The sequence below is a fragment of the Vreelandella profundi genome, from assembly GCF_019722725.1.
Lineage (GTDB): Bacteria > Pseudomonadota > Gammaproteobacteria > Pseudomonadales > Halomonadaceae > Vreelandella > Vreelandella profundi.
Genome location: NZ_CP077941.1, coordinates 3512313 through 3532869 on the forward strand (window position 1 = coordinate 3512313; position 20557 = coordinate 3532869).

21 protein-coding genes are annotated in these 20557 nt (G+C 54.0%); 13 read left to right on the plus strand and 8 right to left on the minus strand.

Translation table 11 applies throughout. The features are described from left to right. Positions 1-42 precede the first annotated feature (42 nt). The 5 genes from KUO20_RS16100 to KUO20_RS16120 all read left to right on the plus strand — a co-directional run bounded on the left by KUO20_RS16100 (position 43) and on the right by KUO20_RS16120 (position 5674). Positions 43-540, plus strand: coding sequence for a TRAP transporter small permease (locus KUO20_RS16100; protein WP_235040805.1), 498 nt, complete (start codon positions 43-45; stop codon positions 538-540). Next, positions 537-1802, plus strand: coding sequence for a TRAP transporter large permease (locus KUO20_RS16105; RefSeq protein ID WP_235040806.1), 1266 nt, complete (start codon positions 537-539; stop codon positions 1800-1802). Before KUO20_RS16100 ends, KUO20_RS16105 begins: the two co-directional genes overlap by 4 nt. A 28-nt stretch (positions 1803-1830) precedes the next feature. After that, entirely contained in the window at positions 1831-3717 is a 1887-nt protein-coding gene (locus KUO20_RS16110) for a bifunctional sugar phosphate isomerase/epimerase/4-hydroxyphenylpyruvate dioxygenase family protein (RefSeq protein WP_235040807.1), read from the plus strand. After that, positions 3714-4592, plus strand: a complete 879-nt coding sequence (locus KUO20_RS16115) for a shikimate dehydrogenase family protein (protein WP_235040808.1) — start codon at positions 3714-3716, stop codon at positions 4590-4592. The genes KUO20_RS16110 and KUO20_RS16115 overlap by 4 nt, the downstream gene beginning before the upstream one ends. A 131-nt stretch (positions 4593-4723) precedes the next feature. Continuing rightward, positions 4724-5674, plus strand: coding sequence for an AEC family transporter (locus KUO20_RS16120; protein WP_235040809.1), 951 nt, complete (start codon positions 4724-4726; stop codon positions 5672-5674). A gap of 113 nt (positions 5675-5787) precedes the next feature. Here the strand turns inward: KUO20_RS16120 and KUO20_RS16125 are convergent, their stop codons facing one another. Continuing rightward, positions 5788-6816: a cyclase family protein gene (locus tag KUO20_RS16125; RefSeq protein ID WP_235040810.1), complete on the minus strand. Its 1029-nt coding sequence runs from the start codon at positions 6814-6816 to the stop codon at positions 5788-5790. Beyond that, complete coding sequence (locus KUO20_RS16130) at positions 6813-7718, minus strand: 3-hydroxyacyl-CoA dehydrogenase NAD-binding domain-containing protein (protein WP_235040811.1); 906 nt, start codon at positions 7716-7718, stop codon at positions 6813-6815. The genes KUO20_RS16125 and KUO20_RS16130 overlap by 4 nt, the downstream gene beginning before the upstream one ends. A gap of 170 nt (positions 7719-7888) precedes the next feature. Here KUO20_RS16130 and KUO20_RS16135 point away from each other — a divergent pair, with 170 nt between their 5' ends. The 4 genes from KUO20_RS16135 to KUO20_RS16150 all read left to right on the plus strand — a co-directional run bounded on the left by KUO20_RS16135 (position 7889) and on the right by KUO20_RS16150 (position 10680). After that, a complete protein-coding gene (locus tag KUO20_RS16135; protein ID WP_235040812.1) occupies positions 7889-9223 on the plus strand; it encodes a short-chain fatty acid transporter in 1335 nt (444 codons plus the stop codon). Between the two features lie 37 nt (positions 9224-9260). Next, complete coding sequence (locus KUO20_RS16140) at positions 9261-9557, plus strand: YciI family protein (RefSeq protein WP_235040813.1); 297 nt, start codon at positions 9261-9263, stop codon at positions 9555-9557. A gap of 23 nt (positions 9558-9580) precedes the next feature. Next, complete coding sequence (catC, locus tag KUO20_RS16145; RefSeq protein WP_235040814.1) at positions 9581-9871, plus strand: muconolactone Delta-isomerase; 291 nt, start codon at positions 9581-9583, stop codon at positions 9869-9871. 65 nt (positions 9872-9936) lie between these two features. Next, on the plus strand, positions 9937-10680 hold the full coding sequence (locus KUO20_RS16150; protein ID WP_235040815.1) for an SDR family NAD(P)-dependent oxidoreductase: 744 nt from the start codon (positions 9937-9939) through the stop codon (positions 10678-10680). A 7-nt stretch (positions 10681-10687) separates the two neighbouring features. On the opposite strand, the gene KUO20_RS16155 is transcribed toward KUO20_RS16150, so the two are convergent. The 4 genes from KUO20_RS16155 to KUO20_RS16170 form a co-directional block, all read right to left on the minus strand. Then, a complete protein-coding gene (locus tag KUO20_RS16155; RefSeq protein WP_235040816.1) occupies positions 10688-11914 on the minus strand; it encodes a CaiB/BaiF CoA transferase family protein in 1227 nt (408 codons plus the stop codon). A 35-nt stretch (positions 11915-11949) separates the two neighbouring features. Next, complete coding sequence (locus KUO20_RS16160; protein ID WP_235040817.1) at positions 11950-13455, minus strand: tripartite tricarboxylate transporter permease; 1506 nt, start codon at positions 13453-13455, stop codon at positions 11950-11952. 55 nt (positions 13456-13510) lie between these two features. Further along, positions 13511-14017 (minus strand): tripartite tricarboxylate transporter TctB family protein, encoded by a 507-nt coding sequence (locus KUO20_RS16165; RefSeq protein ID WP_235040818.1) that lies wholly within the window; start codon positions 14015-14017, stop codon positions 13511-13513. Positions 14018-14094: 77 nt separating this feature from the next. Next, positions 14095-15081, minus strand: coding sequence for a Bug family tripartite tricarboxylate transporter substrate binding protein (locus KUO20_RS16170; RefSeq protein ID WP_235040819.1), 987 nt, complete (start codon positions 15079-15081; stop codon positions 14095-14097). A 227-nt stretch (positions 15082-15308) separates the two neighbouring features. On the opposite strand from KUO20_RS16170, the gene KUO20_RS16175 reads away from it, so the two are divergent. Beyond that, positions 15309-16088: an IclR family transcriptional regulator domain-containing protein gene (locus tag KUO20_RS16175; RefSeq protein ID WP_235040820.1), complete on the plus strand. Its 780-nt coding sequence runs from the start codon at positions 15309-15311 to the stop codon at positions 16086-16088. Here KUO20_RS16175 and aroQ read toward each other — a convergent pair. Beyond that, positions 16081-16518 (minus strand): type II 3-dehydroquinate dehydratase, encoded by a 438-nt coding sequence (gene aroQ, locus KUO20_RS16180; RefSeq protein ID WP_235040821.1) that lies wholly within the window; start codon positions 16516-16518, stop codon positions 16081-16083. The two genes, KUO20_RS16175 and aroQ, sit on opposite strands and share 8 nt — an antisense overlap. Before the next feature lie 148 nt (positions 16519-16666). Here aroQ and KUO20_RS16185 point away from each other — a divergent pair, with 148 nt between their 5' ends. Beyond that, on the plus strand, positions 16667-17521 hold the full coding sequence (locus tag KUO20_RS16185) for a DUF72 domain-containing protein (protein ID WP_235040822.1): 855 nt from the start codon (positions 16667-16669) through the stop codon (positions 17519-17521). A gap of 169 nt (positions 17522-17690) precedes the next feature. Further along, positions 17691-19034 carry a sodium-dependent transporter gene (locus KUO20_RS16190; RefSeq protein ID WP_235040823.1) on the plus strand — a complete coding sequence of 448 codons (1344 nt, stop codon included), beginning with the start codon at positions 17691-17693 and terminating at the stop codon, positions 19032-19034. A 30-nt stretch (positions 19035-19064) separates the two neighbouring features. Here the strand turns inward: KUO20_RS16190 and KUO20_RS16195 are convergent, their stop codons facing one another. After that, positions 19065-19280, minus strand: a complete 216-nt coding sequence (locus tag KUO20_RS16195) for a PA3496 family putative envelope integrity protein (protein WP_235040824.1) — start codon at positions 19278-19280, stop codon at positions 19065-19067. 349 nt (positions 19281-19629) lie between these two features. Between KUO20_RS16195 and hexR the strand changes: the two genes are divergently transcribed. Next, positions 19630-20484, plus strand: a complete 855-nt coding sequence (gene hexR, locus KUO20_RS16200) for a transcriptional regulator HexR (RefSeq protein ID WP_235040825.1) — start codon at positions 19630-19632, stop codon at positions 20482-20484. Positions 20485-20557 lie beyond the last annotated feature (73 nt).

Consider the following 20557-nt stretch of genomic DNA (forward strand, 5'->3'; position numbering starts at 1 on the left):
CTCGCGACACTGTGTGCCTGACAATCGAACGAAGGTGCTTTTATGTCTCATCTTCTTGCCCGCATACACCGCGGCCTGATCCTGTTCAATGGCAGTTTGGCCGGGCTTGCCATGACGTTGATGTTTCTACTGGTCGCAGGCAATGCCTTTGCGCGCTACACCTATGGCGGCTCTATTAGCTGGGGAGAAGACGCCGCCATCTATCTGATGATTTACGGCCTGATGTTTGGCATGTCCTGGGCGTACTTACAGGACAAGCACATCGGCTTTGATCTTATTCGTCGCCTGCTGCCACCGCGCTGGGTGCGCTGGCAGGCGGTTGCTATCGACCTAGCGGTACTTGCGATCGGCATTGGCCTGATGGTTTCAGCGGTTGAATTCATCGCTTCACGCGGCGGGCGTACTTCATCGAGTACAGGCATGCCTATGTGGCTGTTTCAAACGTCCATGTTACTGGGCGGCGCGCTGCTTAGCCTATCGGCAGCCGTGATGGCGGGACTGCGTTTAACCGAGCACGTCGATGAGGAGATCGCCTCATGATCTTTGTGCTGCTGTTAGCCCTCATACTGCTTGGCGTGCCGTTTGCGTTTGCCATCCTCGGATCGCTGACGGTGCTGATGAGCACCGGCGATTTGCCTTACCACATCCGTATCGTCTCTCAGCAATTTTTTGGCGGCATGGAGTCCTTCCCGCTGCTGGCGATCCCGCTGTTCATTCTGGCCGGCGAGCTGATGAACGAAGCGGGCATCACGCATCGCATTATTAACCTGGCCACTGCCATTGTTGGTCGCCTCAAAGCCGGGCTGGCACACGTCAATATCTGGGCATCCGTCATCTTCGCCGGTCTTTCTGGTTCGGCGATTGCCGATACCTCGGCGCTTGGTCGGGTGTTTATACCGGCTATGGAAAAAGAGGGCTATCCGCGCGATTTTGCTGCCGCACTCACCGCTGCCTCATCGGTGATTGGCCCGATTATTCCGCCCAGCATTCCGGTGATTATTTACGCGCTTACGGTCTCTGGCGTGTCGGTGCCGGGGCTGTTTTTGGCCGGTATCGTGCCAGGTTTTCTGCTGGCGCTGGGACTTTCCCTCTACGTCTACTTTTTCGCCGGTGATCTGGGTGCGACCCAGTCGAAGCAACAGTCTCGCCGCCATGCGCTTCTCCACGGCCTGCTGCCCGCGCTGATGCCGGTATTTGTGGTAGGCGCCATTCTTGCCGGTATCGTCACGCCCACCGAGGCGGCGGCCTTTGCCGTGATCTACGCGCTGCTTCTGGGCGTGGTGCTCTACCGCAATATCAAACTGGTGAACCTGCCCGGCATCTTCGCCCGTGCCATGCGCGATAGCGCCGTGATCATGGTCATCATGGGAGCCGTTGCGGCCGCCAACTGGGTATTAACGTTCGAACGCGTGCCCAACATGCTCACCGAGTGGGCGTTGATGAGTATCGATACTCAGTGGACCTTCCTGATCGCCGTGATTCTACTACTGCTGGTGGTGGGCCTGTTTTTAGAGGGTATCGCGGCCATCTTAGTGCTAGTGCCGATCCTTCACCCCATTGCCATGGCGCTGGGTATCGACCCGCTGCACTTCGGCATCGTGGTGATCTTCAACCTGATGATGGGGCTGATCACACCGCCCATGGGGCTGTGCCTGTTTGTCGCTGACTCCGTTTCCGGTGTGGGAATGGGACCGATTATCCGCCGCATTTTGCCAATGCTGGGCGTGCAGTTTCTGATTCTACTGCTGATTACCTTCGTACCAGCGCTGGTTACCTTCCTGCCGCGCCTGGCGGGTTACTGATATTACTCACTGTAAGGAGCGTGATGCCATGTACTCGTCCATTGCCACGGTGTGCCTAAGCGGCTCGCTGGAAGAGAAGGTAGACGCCATTGCTCAAGCTGGCTTTGAGGGGCTTGAGCTATTTGAAAACGACCTAACGGCATTTACCGGCACCCCACTGGAGGCCGGCGAGCTGATACGCTCCCGCGGCCTCAAGCTGGTGACGCTCCAGCCGTTTCGCGATTTTGAAGGTCTCCAGGGGCGCGCCCGGGAGCGGGCTTTTGACCGCGCTGAGCACAAGTTTGATCTAATGGAGGAGCTCGGCACGGACCTGCTCATGGCATGCAGTACCGTGCATCCCGACGCCCTGCCGGGCTTAAGCCGCGCCGCCGATGACTACCATGAGCTGGGCGAGCGTGCTGCAAGGCGCGATCTACGCGTGGCTTATGAGGCGCTAGCCTGGGGGCGCCATATTCACGACTACCGCGACAGCTGGGAAGTGGTGCGCCGTGCCGCTCATCCCAATGTTGGCCTGGTGCTGGATACCTTCCATATTTTCTCTCGCCAGACAGAGCTTGGCACCATTGGCCGCATTCCAGGCGATCGCATCTTTCTGGTACAGACCGCCGATGCGCCGCGCCTCTCCATGGATCATCTGTCGTGGAGCCGCCATTACCGCTGCTTCCCCGGCCAGGGTGAGCTGCAGATGGATAAGTTCATGGCCATGCTGGAGGAAACCCGCTACGACGGCCCGCTCTCCCATGAAATTTTTAACGATATCTTTCGCATGGGCCACAGCGATCAGACGGCCCGTGACGGTTTACGCTCCTACAATTTGCTGCGCAGCATGCAAAGTGACAGCGGCATTCCCGCACCGCAGCCGATTGAGTCGGTCGCCTTTCTGGAAATCGCCGTTGAGCCTACCGATTTAGCACCGCTGCGCGAGTTGCTCGGCGCACTGGGAATGATCTGTGTGGGGCGCCACCATACGCTCAATGCCGAGCGCTGGGCCGCGGGCGACGTTAATCTGGTGCTCAACACCGAAGCGAACTTCACGGGCCGTGTACCGGGGCGCGATGCCACAGCCGTCACCGCCATTGGCCTGCGCGTGGGCAATGCCTATGAAGCGTTCAAACGAGCGGACAAGCTTGGTTACGCCATTGTTGAGCCCGAAGAGGTGGACGCCACCCACCGCATGAGCGCCCTGCGCAATGTCGACGGCAGTCTCTCCTATATTATTGACGACTCGCAGCTAAGCCGTACCTGGGATCGCGAGTTCCCTGTCGATGCGCAGCCCGTCCCCCAGGGGTCGCTAGTGGATATCGACCATATCAGCGTGGCGCTTTCCTACCACGACTACCTCTCATTGATGCTGCAGTACCGCGCCATTTTCCAGCTGGAGCCAACGCCCTCTTTCGATGTCACCGATCCTCGCGGATTGATCCAGAGTCAGGTGCTGCAAAATTACAACGGCCGCTTTCGCCTGGCGCTTAACGCCAGTGCCTCGCCGGATACCGCCAGCAACCGCTTCGTACGCCAATACGGCGGCTCAGGGATTCACCATGTTGCCCTTCGCACCAACGCCATGCGAGACACCAGTAAAGCGCTACAGCAAGCGGGCACGCCGGTACTGCCGATTCCCGGTAACTACTACCGCGACTTGGCCGCACGCGTTGACCTTCCTGCGCAAACACAAGCGTGGATGCAGGCGCACCACATCCTCTTTGATCAAGACAGCCATGGCGACTTCTATCAGCTGTATACCCAGCCCGGCCGACAGGCGTTTTTCTTTGAGCTAGTGCAGCGTGACGGCTACCAGGGGCTGGGCGCGCCGAATGCCTTTGTGCGCGTCACCGCGCAGCAGCGCCTGGAAGCGGCGATTGACGGCATTGCTCAAGACACGCCAAACCACGACGCGAGAGAGAGCCAAGCATGATCAAGCTCGGATTAGTAGGAGAAGGCATCGCCAAGTCGCAATCTCCCGATTTACACGAACGCCTGGGCGCCTCCTTGGGCGAGCCGGTACGCTACGATTTAGTCGATAGCCTGGGGGTGGCAGATTTTGACTTTCCCAGCGCGATACAAAGGCTGCGCGCGAAGGGCTACCGGGGCACCAATGTCACCTTCCCTTTTAAGGAGAAAGCCGCGCAGCTGGCTGACATTCGTGGCGAAGGCGCACAACGAGTAGGCACCGCCAACACGCTGCTGTTTGACGCTGACGGCCTGCGCGCTGAAAACACTGATTACACTGGTTTTATCAGCGCCTATCGCCATTCTTTTGGCCATCAGCCCGCAAGCGATGTGCTGCTGATCGGTGCCGGTGGCGTGGGCCGTGCAGTAGCCTGTGCGCTGGGTGAGCTTGCGGTCAATTGCATTCATATCCTTGAAAACGATGCCACCCGTGCAGAGAAGCTAAGCCGTGATCTTAACGCCATGGGTATCAACGCGGACTGCGTTACCCCAGAGCAGGCGCAGCAGAAGGTTTCTGATTGGCAGGGCGTGGTCAACTGCTCGCCGATTGGTCACATCAACCACCCCGGCTGCCCAATCGATACAACAAAACTTGGCGCCCAGCACTGGGTGTTTGATGCCGTGTACATACCAGCCCATACCGAGCTTTTAAACGCCGCCCATCAGGCCGGCGCTAAAATGCTCTCAGGTGTCGACCTATTCGTTTTTCAAGGCGTGGATGCGTTTCGCTTTTTCACTGCAGACCGCATCGCCTCTGAACAGATCGATGCGCATGTTATCCCGCTGCGTACTCACTATATCGAACAGTTAGTGACACCAGCCACTCATTCCAGTCTATAAAGACGAGGCTACAACGTTGAGGCCATAACGTTTTTACCAGAAAGCTCGTGCAATGAAGCCCTAGCAAAATAACGTACTATGATTCGTTATTCGAAAATGTCGATTCATCTTCATGCGCTAAAGAGGCCACAATGCTCGCTATTGTTAGTATTACCACGCCCATCTTTCTATTGATTAGCTTGGGATATGTAGCGAGGTGGAGCGGCATTATTCAGCGTGATCAGATACAAGGCGTGGGGATTTTTGTATTGTACTGCGCGCTGCCCGCCCTGGTGATTCGCGCGCTAACCCAGCAGCCGCTAGAAGAGATTCTGCAGCTTAACTATCTGCTCGCTTATGGGCTGGGCTCCATCATCGTTTTCGGCGCGAGTTTATTGCTGTGTTTCAAACTACAGCGTCAACCGCTGCATGCCAGTGCGATGCAGGCCTTGGGTATGGCGGCGTCCAACAGCGGTTTTGTGGGATATCCAGTGGCAGCCATGGTTATCGGCTCTCCAGCGGCCATCCTCATGGCGCTGAACATGGTCATTGAAACACTGATCATTATTCCTATCGCGCTCATCTTGGCTGAAATGGGTAGCCAAAAAGGGACAAGCCTCGGGAAAACGATACAGCAGACAGCTCTTAACTTAGCCAAGAACCCTGTCTTGATAGGGCTTTTTATCGGAATTGCCCTCTCAGTGAGCAACTTAAACTTACCTGCCCCCATTTATAAAGCGATGACTCTGCTCGCCGACGCCGCTGGCCCTGCGGCGCTATTTGTAATTGGTGGCACGCTGTTTGGCTTGCAGGTTAAGGGCATGGCCCGCGACGTAGGTCAAATCGTGATAGGTAAACTACTTATTCACCCACTAGTGATTTTCATAGCGTTTTCGCTGGTGCCCGATATCGACCCACTCTACAAAGTAGGGGCAATACTTTTCGCCGCCGCCCCGATGATCAGTATTTATCCTCTCATCGGCCAACGCTATGGCGCAGGAGGTATGAGTGCTGCTGCAATGTTGGTCGCGACTATTTCCTCATTTTTCACGCTGAGTTTGATTATTGGACTGTTGACGATGGAGGGATTACTGGCCTTCTAATCACTCAACGTAGTAGGCAAAAAAGCTAATCAATACTTTTGCTTACATTAAATATAAGCAAAGCAGTGGCAATCTTCTTCGCTCCCTATACATCCAGCCCCGTTATTCTTTCACTAAACAGTTGCCACCGGCGTGACCGGTGAACCTATCGCACCGGGTAAGCGCAGCGGTGGCGCTGTCAGTAAGAACCGATTACGTTCACGGCTATGCAGCCATTGGGCTAAGTCCTTCAGATACCACAGCTCCGCCAGCGGCAAGCCGAGTTTGAATAAACAGTGGTGGTGCAATGGAAGCTTAGAGCAGCAGCCAGGCGCCAATTCGCGATCCGCGTTCTCGACCGCGTAATTATCAGCGCAGATGGCCGAAATTCCGCTGTCGGTGATCCACGCCAGCAGGGCCTGATCGCTGCCGTCGAGCACGGCGCCGGTATTTTTCAGCACGTCCGGCTGTGGCTTGCCTTGCATATCCAGCAACGCCTCTGCGAAACCCGTGCGCAATACCAGCATATCGCCACGCTCAACCACCACGTTCAGTTGCTCCAGCGCCGCCATCAACGCCGTATGTCCTACCAGCGTTCTTCCCATGCCAAATACCCGAACCAAATCAACCAACACGGCCCGGCCCTGCATGCCATGTACGGCCATATTTTCAACGCCCAAACGCTGGGCATAAGAGCCGTGTTGCTGATCGGGCTGCTGGCTCAAATTGAGCACATCCTGGTCAGCTAAATAGCCGTTGTAATAGCGACGCTCTGGCTGCCCGTCGTTATCGCCATCGAACAGCGCGCCCACATGGGCAAGCGAGTCCCACTGTGTGGAGTACTGCAGCGAGAGCTGAACCTGATCGTCACTAATAACGTCCTGTAACTCTGGGCTATGAGTGGCCAGAGGAAAATTGATGTACTGGTCATCACCGAGCGCCGTGGGAGACAGCTTTGGCGGTGAGCGGCGAGGATTCAGCACCTTGCCACCAGGAATATCCAGCGGCAGCGACAGGCAGAACGTTACGCCCTCAAGCACTTCCTTAACGCCTTTGAGCACCTGTTCAGGCCCAATCAGATTGACCCGACCTAGCTGATCATCGAGCCCGAAATCACCCCAGTTACTGCCTTCAGGGCGCTGTTTCCATCGAGGCTGATTCATGACTCTCCTTTTTGCTCATGCTGTGTGGCAATGGCAATAATACGTTGCAGGCTCTCTCGCTCCTGAGCCTGGTGTTGCGCCCGGGACTCCTCGCTCCAGCGGTAAAAGCCGCGCCCGGTCTTGGCACCTAGACGCCCCTGGGCAACATAATCTTCAAGCAGCGCAGCAGGTTCATCACGCGCATCAAGATCTGGATAAAGGTAGCGAGCGATATTCAGGTGAATATCTAGCCCGTTAAGGTCGCGCTGGCATAGCGGGCCATTGAGCGCCATGCGCACGCCGATGGAGTACTGCACGATGTCATCCAGCGCCTCGGCCTCTACCACGCCTTTCTCTAATAGCGAGAGGCATTCACGCATAATGGCATGCTGAATTCGATTGGCGACAAACCCAGGCACGCAGGTATTGAGCACCGCCGGGCGTTTTCCCAACTGTTTTAGCCAGCGACACGTCGTCTCCACGACCGCAGCCTCCGTATGGCTACCGGGAACCACTTCTACGGTAGGAACAATGTCTGCCGGATTAAAGAAGTGCGTACCTAGAAAACGTTGCGGTAGGCGCAGGCTGCTCCCGATATCATCAATAGGGATACCCGAGGTATTGGTCATTATGATCGTGGTATCGGCCACGCTGGCCTCGATTTGGGCCACGACCTTCTGCTTGATGGCAATATTCTCGGTCACGCTTTCGATCACAAAATCTGGGGCCTGATTCATCTTCAACTGAGTGGTGAAACAAACGTTAGCAGCGCACGCCCCCATACTCAGGCGGCTGGCTTCCAGCACCTGCGGGTTGGTATCCACCACCACGACGTAAACACCCTGCGCGGCCATCAACTTAGCTAACGTGGTGCCCATTGTGCCGGCTCCCACCACGACAGCTTGCAATGAATCTTGTTGCATTAGCTTTGCTCCCTTCACGGCGTCTGATCAGCTTTTTAGTTAGACCTAGACAAACGTCGCATTGAATAAAATCATAAGCGGGTTAACTATGACACCAATAAACGAACTTATGTACGCTGTGCGCACATAGTAGACAATGTCGAATATGCCGACAATAGGGGTATTTACCAATGAATGCGCTGGCCAATTTCTTCACCCGGCTCGTTAATCGTTATATGCCTGACCCTCTGGTCATTGCCATACTGCTGACCGTGCTGACCATGCTATTGGCCATGTTGATGCAGGGCACCAGCCCATTGGATGCGGTGCGTTATTGGGGCAACGGATTCTGGGACTTACTCGCGTTTAGCATGCAGATGACGGTTATTCTTTTAGCGGGTTATATTCTAGCCAAAACGCCGCTAGTAGACGGTTCCCTTAACCGTATCGCTGCGCGCGTTAAAACACCCTTTATGGCGATTGTCGTCGCGACCCTGGTGGGCGGTATCGGGAGCTGGTTGAACTGGGGGTTCGGGCTGGTGATCGGCGGAATCGTTGCCCAGAAGCTGGCGCTGAACGTGAAAGGCCTGCACTACCCTCTGGTGATTGCCGCCGCGTATTCTGGCTTTGCGCTTTATGGCATTGGCCTGTCGGGTAGCGTGCCGCTGCTGATTGCCACCGAAGGGCACTTTCTGCAGGACACTATCGGCCTGATACCGCTTAGCGAAACAATCTTCTCTCCTATTCTTTTGATCACCAGCGCCTTTATTCTTCTCACCCTGCCCTTTTTCAATGCTTGGCTGCACCCTAAAAAAGCCGCAGACATTGTTGAAATCGATCCAAGCTCAGTCGCTAAACCTTCCGAAGTCCCTCTTGCTAAAGGCGAAAAAGCCACCGTTGCTGAGCGCATGAATCACAGCAGATGGGTGGGCATCGGTATTGGCTTGCTAGGGATGCTGTATATCGCGCTGTATGCGTTTGATGGCGGTTCGCTAAACCTTAATACGGTCAACTTCGCTTTCCTTTTCCTCGGCATACTGCTGTTTGCGTCACCGGCCCATTACCTAGCTGCCTTGGCAGACGGGGTGCGCATCGTTTCCGGCATCATCGTGCAATATCCTTTTTACGCGGGGATCATGGGCATTTTGGTCGGCTCGGGCTTAGTAGTGTCGTTCGCCAATACTTTTGTGGATATCTCCAGCGCACAAACACTGCCTATCTGGTCGTTTATCAGCGGCGGCATTATCAACCTGTTAGCCCCTTCCGGTGGCGGTCAGTGGGCGGTTCAAGGTCCAGTTATGGTGCAAGCCGCAACACAACTAGGTGCTTCCCAGGCAGCGACGGCACTGGCCGTACAGATAGGCGATCAATGGACCAACATGGTTCAGCCGTTTTGGATTCTCCCGGTACTGGCTATCTCAGGCTTGAAGTTACGCGACGTGATGGGCTATATGGTGCTAATCCTGATTTATCTGGGAATCATCTATGCCAGCGCCGTACTGATCTGGGGCTATCTTGGCGCCTAATGAGCGCTGCTGACTAATCTTATTAAAGGATTCGCGTATGCCCTTTCTCATCGAAACGTTCGACAAGCCAGACCACCAGGTGCTACGCCTGGAAGTGCGCCAGGCTCACTTAGAGTATCTGGACGCCAACGTCACATTATTGTTGGCCTGTGGTGCCAAGCTTTCTGATGACGGCACCACGGCTTCTGGCGGCCTTTATTTAGTCGATCTAGACAGCCGCGAAGAGGCTGAGCGCTTTATTCAGGCTGACCCCTTCCATGAAGCGGAGCTATTCGCCGAGGTCAACATCGTGCGCTGGCGGCAAGCCTACCTAAATCGCCAAAACACTCTGTAACGCTAACCCAAGGGAGACGTACGATGCTGTTTCATGTGGAAATGATCGTAAAACTACCGCCGGATATGCCAGCCGAGCAAGCCGCTGAGATTAAATCGAAAGAAAAAGCCTACTCTCAGGAATTACAGCGCCAGGGTAAGTGGCGCCATCTTTGGCGGGTGGCGGGCAGTTACGCCAATGTCAGCATTTTTGACGTTGATGACAACGCGGAACTTCAAGATCTTATTAGCGGTTTACCCCTGTTTCCTTATATGGATATCCAGGTAAAGCCGCTGTGTAAGCATCCTTCGTCAGTTCACGAGAACGATGCATAAAAAACACTTATTGCTTGCCCGCTAAGCGCAGGCTCACTTGATCGACATAGGCTGGAAATATCGGAATGAGTCAACACTCTGCTCAACACGAAAACACCTTACAACACTGCGCGGTGGTTACCGGCGGGGCCAGAAACATTGGCGAAGCTATCGCCTTACGCCTACAACAGGATGGCTATCAGGTTATCGTAGTGGATATCGTCGAGCCGGAGGCGGCTTCGTTGAAAGCGCATGCGCGTCAAGTCGACCTTTCCGATGCCGATGCCACTCGGCGCGTGATGGCTGAGATTGCCGAACGCTATTCGGTGACCCGGCTGGTCAATAATGTCGGTATTGTGGCACCGGCACTGCTTGAGGAAGTGCAGCTTGAGGACTTTGATAAATTAATGCACTTAAATGCGCGCTCAGCGCTGGTCTGCACCCAGGCGCTGCTGCCGGCCATGAAAGCCAACGGCATGGGCCGCATCGTGTTGAATACCAGCCGTGTCGTGCTTGGCAAAGAAGCCCGTACAGTTTACAGCGCCACAAAGGGAGCGCTGCAGTCTATGGCCAGAACCTGGGCGCTAGAGCTTGCTCAGCATAACATCACGGTCAACTGCGTTGCCCCCGGCCCCATCGCGACCAGCGCGTTCTGGCAAAACAATCCGCCTGACTCTGAGCGTGCCCGTCGTATCATTGATAATATTCCCCTGCAGCGCATGGGCCAGCCTGAAGATGTCGCCCAAGCGGTCAGTTTCTATTGTGACGAGCGCAGCGGGTTCATTACGGGCCAGACGCTGTTCGTGTGTGGCGGCGTCACCGTCGGCTAACAGGTGGTTATTTCACCACGCCTTTTTGACGCAGAGCGCTGATATCTAGAGCGCTCTTGCGCAGTAAATTGTGCAGAATCTGATCCGTATCTTCGCCTAATTTAGGCGGAGGCTTGCGATATTCCAGGGGTGTCTTGGAATACTTAATAGGATTAGCCACACCGGGCACGTCGCCCATTTCAGATGCCAACGCTATCTTCATATTACGCGCTTGAACCTGCGGGTCATTAAACACCTGAGCAATCGTCTGAATAGGCCCACAGGGCACGCTGATGGCACTCAAGGCAGCTATCCATTCACCGCTGGTGCGCGTTCGCGTGATCGCCACCATGATCGGGATTAGCTCTAGCCGATGCTTTACCCGCTCAGGGTTGGTACTAAAGCGCGCATCCACGGCTAACTCTGGCCGCTCTATCGCCTCGCAAAACCGCTTAAACTGCCCATCGTTGCCGATGGCGATGATCACTTTTTCGCCGTCGGCGGTCGGAAACGGTTGGTAAGGCACGAGATTAGGGTGGTACTCGCCGGTACGGGCTGGAGAATTCCCGCTGCAAAAATAATTAAGCGCCTGATTAGCCAGCCAGCTGACCTGCACATCGAGCAATGCCATATCAATGTACTGCCCCTCCCCGGTCAAGTGCCGGTGATGCAGGGCACCGAGAATAGCAATGGTGGCATTCATACCAGTGGTCAGGTCGGAGACGGCCATGCCGACGCGCTGCGGCCCGGCGCCAGGCTCCCCATCGGCGGCACCGGTAATGCTCATTAGCCCCGCCTGAGCTTGGATCAAATAGTCATAGCCGGCCATAGAGGCCATGGGCCCCGTCTGACCGAAGCCGGTGATCGAGCAGTAAATTAAGCGCGGATTAATGGCCTCTAACGTGGCGTAATCGAGCCCTTTACGCGCAAGCCCGCCACTCTTAAAGTTCTCAACCAAAATATCGCTCTGTGCTGCCAGCTCACGCACCAACGCCTGCCCTTCCGGCTGGCTAATATCGACCGTTACCGAATGCTTGCCGCGGTTGGCCGAAAGATAATAGGCCGACTCAGCGGTATCATTGCCCTGGCTATCTTTTAGCCAGGGAGGGCCCCAGTGACGCGTATCATCACCCAGCGTTGGGTGCTCAATCTTAACAACCTCCGCCCCCATATCAGCCAGTATCTGCGTGCACCAGGGACCGGCCATCACTCGGCTTAAATCCAGTACTCGTAAGCCTGTCAGTGGTCCCGCCATCGCGCCGTCTCCTGCCGAGTGTTATTTGGCCGCTATTAGGCGCTCGTTGACGTCGAATCGTCTTGCTTTGCCTTGCGGCGCGCCTCTACAAAGCGATACAGCGCCAGGGCAATAGAGCCGACCGTCAGTGCGATGAAGACCCAAGTGATAGGACCACGCACAAAAATCGACAGATCGTTAGACCCAATTAACAGCGAGCGACGCAGGTTATCTTCAAACATCGGGCCAAGAATAAAGCCGATAAGAAATGGCGCTGCGGGTATACCAGCACGATTAAATATATAGCCCATCACCCCGAAGGCCACCATTAACCCTATATCAAAGGCGTCGTTATTGACGGCATAAGAGCCGTAGACACAGAACATCAGTACGATAGGAAATAGAATCGACTTAGGAATATCCGCAATTAACGAGAAGTACTTGATAGCGACATTGCCCACCACAAGCAAGATAACGGAGCTAAGCATAATACCCATGAAAAGTGCATAGATGAGTGGCAAGTTCTCCTGGAACATAATCGGCCCAGGCGTCAGACCATGCACCATAAAGGCACCCAGGATGATCGCGGTGATAACATCGCCGGGAATCCCGAGCGAAAGCAGCGGAATCATCGTAGCGCCCGCAACGCCGTTGTTACCGGCCTCGGCTGCGGCCACCCCTTCAACCTCGCCTTTACCGAAATTGGCTTTATTAGGAGATCGACGCCGCGCATCGCTATAAGAAATAAAAGCCGCTGCGGTGGCTCCCGTACCGGGAATTGCCCCAATAACGACGCCGATCAAACTTCCGCGAACGATACTTTTCATGCAGCGCTTAAGCTCAGCAAAGGTCAAACCAACGCCGCTTGCTTTCGCTTTAATATGCGGTATTGCCTTCTTACGATAAAACTCCATGATCTCCGGTATCGCGAAAAGACCAATCAGCAGCGGGATAAAAGAGATGCTATCCATCAAGTTATAGTTATCAAACGTCAGGCGCTGCGAACCGAATACGCTGTCTAATCCTACTAAAGAGAGCAGCATGCCCAACAACGCGGCCATCAGCCCTTTAATCATGGAACCGCTAGCGAGCGAAATAATGATGGTCAATGAAAAGCAGATCAGCCAGAAGAATTCGGGGGCTCCGAAATTAAGCGCAATCTTGGCAAGATAAGCAGCAAAGAAGATCAGGGCGATATTGGAGATAAAATCGGCAATCACCGACGAATAAAGCGCCGCCTTCAGGGCTTTTTTCGCATGCCCCTGTTGCGCCATCGGATAGCCGTCAAGCAGCGTACAGGCCGAGGCAGGAGAACCTGGCGTGCGTATCAATATAGCGGTAATCGAACCACCGTACATACCGCCTTTATAAATGCCGACCAACAGTAAAATAGCGGCGATGGGCTGCATTGAGAAGGTAAAAGGCAGCGCCAGTGCTACCGCCATCGTTGCGGTCAGCCCTGGAATTGACCCGACCACGACGCCAATAACCACGCCTGCTGCAATCGCCAGGAAGTTTTGCACGCTAAAGAATAACTGTATGACTTCCGAAAAATTTTCCATAGTTCACCTAGAGTGGTTCACCAACAATAGTTAACCTAAAACAATAATGAGCGACTTAGTGCCAATACGGCATTATCGGAAGCGGCACATTCATTACTTCAGCAAATAAGAGTGTCACGACGATCGGAAACAAAAATGCCATGCTATATACCCACCACGTGCGAACAGGGTGCGCCACAAATAAGACAACGGTTGCCAAAATGCCGCAGAATACCGCGCCTAACGTTTCAAAAAAGCCGATATAAATCGCTAATGAAGCGACCATCATGATGAAGCGCAGTGACGAACCTTTTTCTATCCTCCGTTCATCCTCCTCGGGGCTGGATTCCACCAGCAAACCTTGAAAGATGAGAAGGATAGAAAACAGCAGTATCAACCAGCCCACGATGTTCGGCAGCCAGCGAGGTGACATCATCGGATTTTGCAAAATCGCCGGCTCATTGATGTAGTTGGGCACAAGGTAAAAAACCAGCACCGCGGAAAAGCCCAATAGAGCAATCCCCGCGATCACATCACTGGCGTCTTTTATCTTCACCCTGCGCTTGGGGTCCGATGTCGTCATCGCTACCTTCTCCAAAGAAACAAGAGAGGCGAGGGCATCAGCCCTCGCCTCAATACTAAATTAATGAATGACTTCGCTTACTGGCTGATACCCGCCTGCTCAGCAACCGCTTCCCAGCGCTGTAAGTCATCAATGATGAACTGCTTAAACTCGTCACCGGCCACTTTGCCCGGCTCCGCACCTAGCTGTTTGGCGAAGTCCAGGAACTCTTCCCGCTGCATGACATTGGCCAATGCATCTTGCATAACGCTTTGGGCTTCTTCTGGGAACGAGCTTTGGGCAATCAGACCAAACCATGCGGTGGTAACAAATTGATCAAGATTATATTCACCGATTTCCGACAGTGTGGGAACATCCGGTAAATACTCAGAACGCTCGGCTGAAGTAACGGCCAGCGCGCGTAAGTCACCCGAACGGATGTGCGAAAGCACGGTTGGCATGTTCTCGAAAGAAACATCCACATCGCCACCTAACAGTGCCGGAAGCGATGCACCACTGCCGGCAAAAGGTACTGCCGTCATGTTGGTATCGGTCAATGTTTTGAACAGCTCACCCGACATGTGGATAGAGCTGCCCACGCCGCTGTGACTAAACGTCATGTTTTCTTCTTTCGCTGCCTCGATAAACTCGATAACGTTCTGGTAAGGGCTATCTGCCGGCACGACCATGACGTTCGGGATATCGACCATGTTTTGTAGGAAAACAAAATCCTCGACCGGATCATAGGTCAGGCCTGGATAAATCGCGGCGCCAATAGTGTGTCCCGGTGATGCCATCAGCAGCGTGTGATCGGCATCACGCCCGCCGCGAGCGACTCGACCAGTTCCTACCGTGGAGCCCGCCCCAGGACGGTTTTCGACAATCACGTTGGCGTCCAGCTCTTGCTGAAGCAAATCAGCAACGCGGCGCGACAGCACATCCGTAGTGCCACCCGGTGCATATGGAACAATAAGATGAACATCTTTTGTCGGCCACTCATCGGCGCTGGCAGTAGATGCCATCAAACCCAGTGCCAGTGCGCCGCTGCAAGCGGCGATGCATGTTGTGCTTAAGATATTTTTCATTTTTTCTTCCTGTAATGCATTGTTTTTTGTGCGCACAGCGTACAAGTATTCGTACTACATACAACAAGATTACTTCTTTGTCCCCCCTGAGCAAAACACAACTTTAGTATATGAAGCCGGCAGGGCGATCCAGACGGCGGGCGCTTTAGATAATCAAATACAATAGTTCGCATAGCGAACTATTTTACAGTACTCTTTTAGTGACTTAAAAATAACGGATAGTAAACATGCAAGAAGAAACGCTTAATGAAGATAGCCGTGACTTTGTAACGGCCCTGGCGAGCGGCCTGGAGGTGATACGCACCTTTGATCACGAACATCCACGCATGACGTTAAGTGAAGTCGCGACGCGAACGGGGATGAATAGAGCAAAAGCGAGGCGTTTCTTACTGACATTGCATGCTCTTGGCTATGTGCGTAAGCAGCAGCGTTATTTTGAGCTCACGCCGCAGGTGTTACAACTTGGTTACGCATTTTTATCTGCCAATAACTACCAAGGCGTGATTCAACAATACCTGGAAGAAATCACCGATGAGACAGGAGAATCATCGTCACTAGCCGTTTTGGAAGGTAATGATGTGGTGTATGTGGCCCGCTCAGCGGCCAAACATCGCCTGATGACCATTACGCTTTCTGTGGGCACGCGTCTACCGGCAGCCTATACGTCCATGGGGCGCACACTGCTGGCGCAGCTGAGTGATACGGATCTTGAACTCTTTTTATCCACTGTTGAGCTACAGCCGCACACAGATAAAGCCATTACCAATATTGATCAACTACGAGATAAGATTCTAAACGCCCGCCAACAAGGCTATGCCATCTCTGACCAAGAGCTAGACCCAGGGCTACGCTCCATAGCCGCCCCAGTATATGATGCTAAAAAGCATCTTTTGGGAGCTATCAACATAAGTACCAATGCCGCCAGAGTCGACTTTAATACATTAGTGAATGTTTACTTACCTATCGTACGAAAAAAGGCTGCGCAAATTCAGCTGCACGTTAATTAGCCATCACTGCTTCTAATGCAGCCCGGTACCCCTGAACGCCTAGCCCGGCAATTACCCCGTCTGCACGCAGTGAGATATAGGAATGATGCCGAAAGGCTTCGCGCTTATGGACGTTAGATAAATGCACCTCAATGACGTGGCCATCAAAAGCATTGAGCGCATCAAGGATGGCCACAGAGGTATGCGTATAGGCGGCGGGGTTGATGATAATCGCCTGAGTACCATCAAGGCGCGCGGCGTGAATAGCATCAATCAGCCCCCCTTCATGATTACTTTGTAAGCAGGTAATGTCCCAATCGGCCATTACCGCCTTCTCTCGTAGCATGTTATTCACATCATCTAATGTCTCAAACCCATAGATTTCTGGCTGGCGACTACCTAGCAAATTCAAATTTGGCCCATGTAATACCAATACTTTTCCCTGACTCATTGCTTTCTTCCATACGGTGAAGTAACACATTATTTAGCCTAGCTATCTGTTCTATCACCTAACCTGCTAATGGCGCTAGGCCATGCCTGCAGATAACCACATTAGGCGGCATACTAGCGCCTGACTCTGTTGATATAGGCATCGCTTCATGACGCTTCCTCTCTACCTAGGCTTGCCCATGTGGGCCAATCATGACTGGCTGGGCAGTCTTTATCCGCGCCATGCGAAAACAGAGCTACTTAGCGATTATGCCGCGGTATTTTCCAGCGTTGAGGGTAACACCACGTTTTATAGCGGCACGCCCAAGCCTGCCATCATTGCCGCCTGGGCCCGCCAGGCGCCGCCCCACTTTCGCTTCTGTTTTAAACTACCTGCCAGCGTGACCCATGATCAACGATTAATGCGCTTAGAGGATGCGTGGGCATTTTTAGCCGCACTTGAACCGCTTCACGACCGTATGGGACCTACGATGGTGCAGCTGCCTCGGGATTTTGGCCCGCAAGAGCTGCCTCAGCTTGAAGCGCTGCTGGCTGACTGGCCTGCCCACTTGCCTTGCGCGGTGGAGGTACGCCACCCTGAGTTTTTCCACAAAGGCGCCGCTGAAAAAGCGCTTAACCGTCTGTTGATAACTTATTCAGCCAATCGGGTAATGCTCGACGTGCGCCCGGTCTTCTCTACCCCTGCCAATGGCCATCTGGGCTTGGCACATGCCCAGCAAGAAAAGCCGAAACTCCCACTTCACGTGCTTTCCACGGCAAATAATCCGGTGATTCGGTTCATTGGCCATATTGACAAAACAATTAATAGTGACTACTTCACTGCCTGGATACCCCGCATAAAGCTGTGGATAAGTCAGGGGAAAACCCCTTTCTTATTTGTGCATACTGCTGACAATCGCGAGTCTCCTCACTTGGCCCGCTGGCTGTATAACGCATTAGGAGAAATAACGCCGCTACCTCCGCTTGCTCCTTTTGCTGGCGAGAAGCAAAGCCAGCTGTTTTAGGGCACCTTTTTAGGTCAGCTAACTGGCATGCTGGCTATTGATCAGATAAATTGCGCTTACTTTCGGAAAATAACGCTGGGAATGGCTCAATTTTCCGAAAACTAGCGCGCAGCGCAGACTTACTGCTTACCTTCAGTACTTACACAACAATCGACTTAATAGGTGATGTATGGCGAAACTTGCACATGCACAATGGTCATCTCGTATGGGCTTTGTGCTGGCTGCCGCAGGATCGGCGGTAGGCCTGGGAAACATCTGGCGTTTCTCGTATATGACGGGCGAAAGCGGCGGCGCGGCGTTCGTATTGGTGTATCTAGCGTGTGTTGCGTTAGTGGGCCTGCCGATTCTAGTGGCGGAATGGATGATTGGCCGGCGCGGCCAAAAAAATCCCATCAATACCATGGCTGATTTAGCGAAACAGAACGGCAAATCACCCGCATGGGCATTAATAGGCGCCAGCGGTGTATTAGCCGCTTTTTTGATCCTGTCGTTTTACAGCGTCATCGGCGGCTGGTCGTTGAACTACACGCTAGGTTCGATCATTGGCACCTTTAATGGCCAGGACGCCGACAGTATTAGCGAGCTGTTTGGAGGCATGCTAGCCAGCCCGACTACGCTACTGCTTTGGCACTCTGCCTTTATGATATTAGTCGTTGGGATTGTAGCCCGCGGGGTGACGAAAGGATTGGAGAGCGCGGCTCGCCTAATGATGCCAGCGCTTATTGTGCTGATGCTGATACTGGTGGGCTACGGCGTGGCAAGCGGCTATTTTGGCGAGGCACTGGCCTTTATGTTCCGGCCTGACTGGAGCGCGCTAACGGGCGGTGTCGTGCTAGCCGCGATGGGGCAAGCGTTCTTTACCCTGTCGCTAGGCATGGGGATTATGATGGCTTACGGCTCCTACCTGGGTGAAGACGTTAACCTGATCAGCACCGCGCGTACGGTCATCATTCTGGATACCGCTATCGCTCTGCTGGCGGGATTAGCCATCTTCCCCATCGTCTTTGCCAATGGCTTAGGCGCAGGCGAAGGCCCCGGCTTAATCTTTGTCACGCTGCCACTGGCATTTGGCAATATGGCAGGCGGCACGATCTTAGGCCTGATGTTCTTCCTGCTATTAACCTTTGCTGCGCTTACCTCGGCGATTTCACTGCTTGAACCGGCCGTTGAAATGCTTGAAGAGCGCACCTCGCTTTCTCGCGTAATGGCGACATTGGTAAGCGGTATTGCGGTTTGGCTGCTGGGTGTCGCGGCGCTGCTGTCATTCAATGTGTGGTCCGACGTGCTGTTGTTTGGCCTCAACATTTTTGACTTCCTGGATACCTTTACCAGCAAGGTATTGCTGCCGCTGACCGGCCTCGGCGCCATTGTGTTTGTCGCATGGTGCTTTAAACGCGAAAGCGTAGAGGCCGAACTTGGGCTGTCAGCCACCGGCATCAGCGTGTGGAACATCATCGCGCGCTATGTAGCGCCCGCAGGCGTCGTTATTGTCTTCGTGACAGGGCTTATTTAAGCCGCCACCGCCCCGAGGCTTACTCTAGCCTCAGTGCAATTCGCTCTCTTGCCGTTCTTCATCGGGCAAGGGGGCGATATCCCGCGATAATTTCTGAAACTCACGATGCAGCTCAATACCACGCCGCGCTCTTAGGCTGCGCTGGGCAGCGCTTCGCTGACGCTGAGCATGCTCATCCACTTGCATACTCATTAAAATATCAAGCAGCTCGCTTTTAACCGAGGTGATGCGTTCGACGTTTCTCATAATCGACGTTCCTCCAGGTGAATATGCTCTCGTTCACCTGCACCTATGGCGAGTGCCTTTCTTCACACAATCGCCAAGACGATGCAGTGCAGCACTTCACTTCTTACTATAACCTACTTGACAAAATGATGACTGATCGTAAAAAAACTGCCTAACGGATATTAAACGCTAGCCTCTATGTCGCTTTCCTTCCCCGTTTGAGCTATCCGTCAGGCATACTGTGGCAAAGGCTTAACGCCGCACGAATCTAAAGCTGCAAACGCAGCGCAGTGCATATTGGTGGTCAACGCATCTGGATAACCCAGTCTTGCTGAGCCTCCCAGTATGCCGGAGAGCCAAGGAGCTGAATGTGAGTCGCGCCCTGTTCGATGAGATGAGACGCCGCATGGAGCACTTTCGCCGCTCCGAGCAGAAAGTGGCGCGGTTTGTACTGCGCAACCCAGAAGAGGTTATCCACATGCGTATTGTGGATTTAGCCACCGAAGCGAAGGTCAGCGAACCCACCGTGGTGCGCTTTTGCCGGGCGCTAGGCTGCAACGGCTTTCAGGATTTCAAGCTGCAGATGGCGCAAATGCTGGCCAGCGGTAGCCAGTTCGCGCAATTCTCGATGAATGACAGCGATTCAGTCGCTGAGTTTTCGCACAGCATCTTTGATTCAACCGTGGGCACACTGCTGTCAGTCCGCGACCGCTTGGATAACGAGGCCCTCGGCCGCGCCGTTAATGCCTTAGCCATGGCCAACCGGGTGGAGTTTTACGGCTTTGGTGCCTCTGGCGCGGTAGCGTTTGATGCCCAGCACAAGTTTTTCCGCCTGCAAATTTCGACCTCTGCCTACGCCGACCCGCACATGCAGAACATGTCCGCGGTAACGTTGAACGATGGCGATGTCGTCGTGGCGATTTCACAGACAGGGCGAACCAAGGCGTTAGTCGCCAGCGTTCGTCTGGCTCGCGAAGCGGGCGCCACGGTAATTGGCCTGTGCCCTAGCGGCTCGCCGCTGGCTGAGGAAGTTAGCCTGCCGCTGTATATCGATGTTCACGAGGACACCGAGATCTACACGCCGCTTAGCTCTCGCATTGCCCACCTGGTGTTAATCGACGTTCTCGCCGTGGGCGTCGCCAAAACACGTGGCCCGAAACTTGCCGAACAGCTCAAAGCCGTCAAGAAGAGTCTCAACACTCTGCGCTTTCCAGAAGAGTCTTGAGGCTTAAAAGAAACTAAGCCGCCATCACTGTATACACAGCCAGTGGGTAGGCTGTGCTAAACTGGCCGCCTAT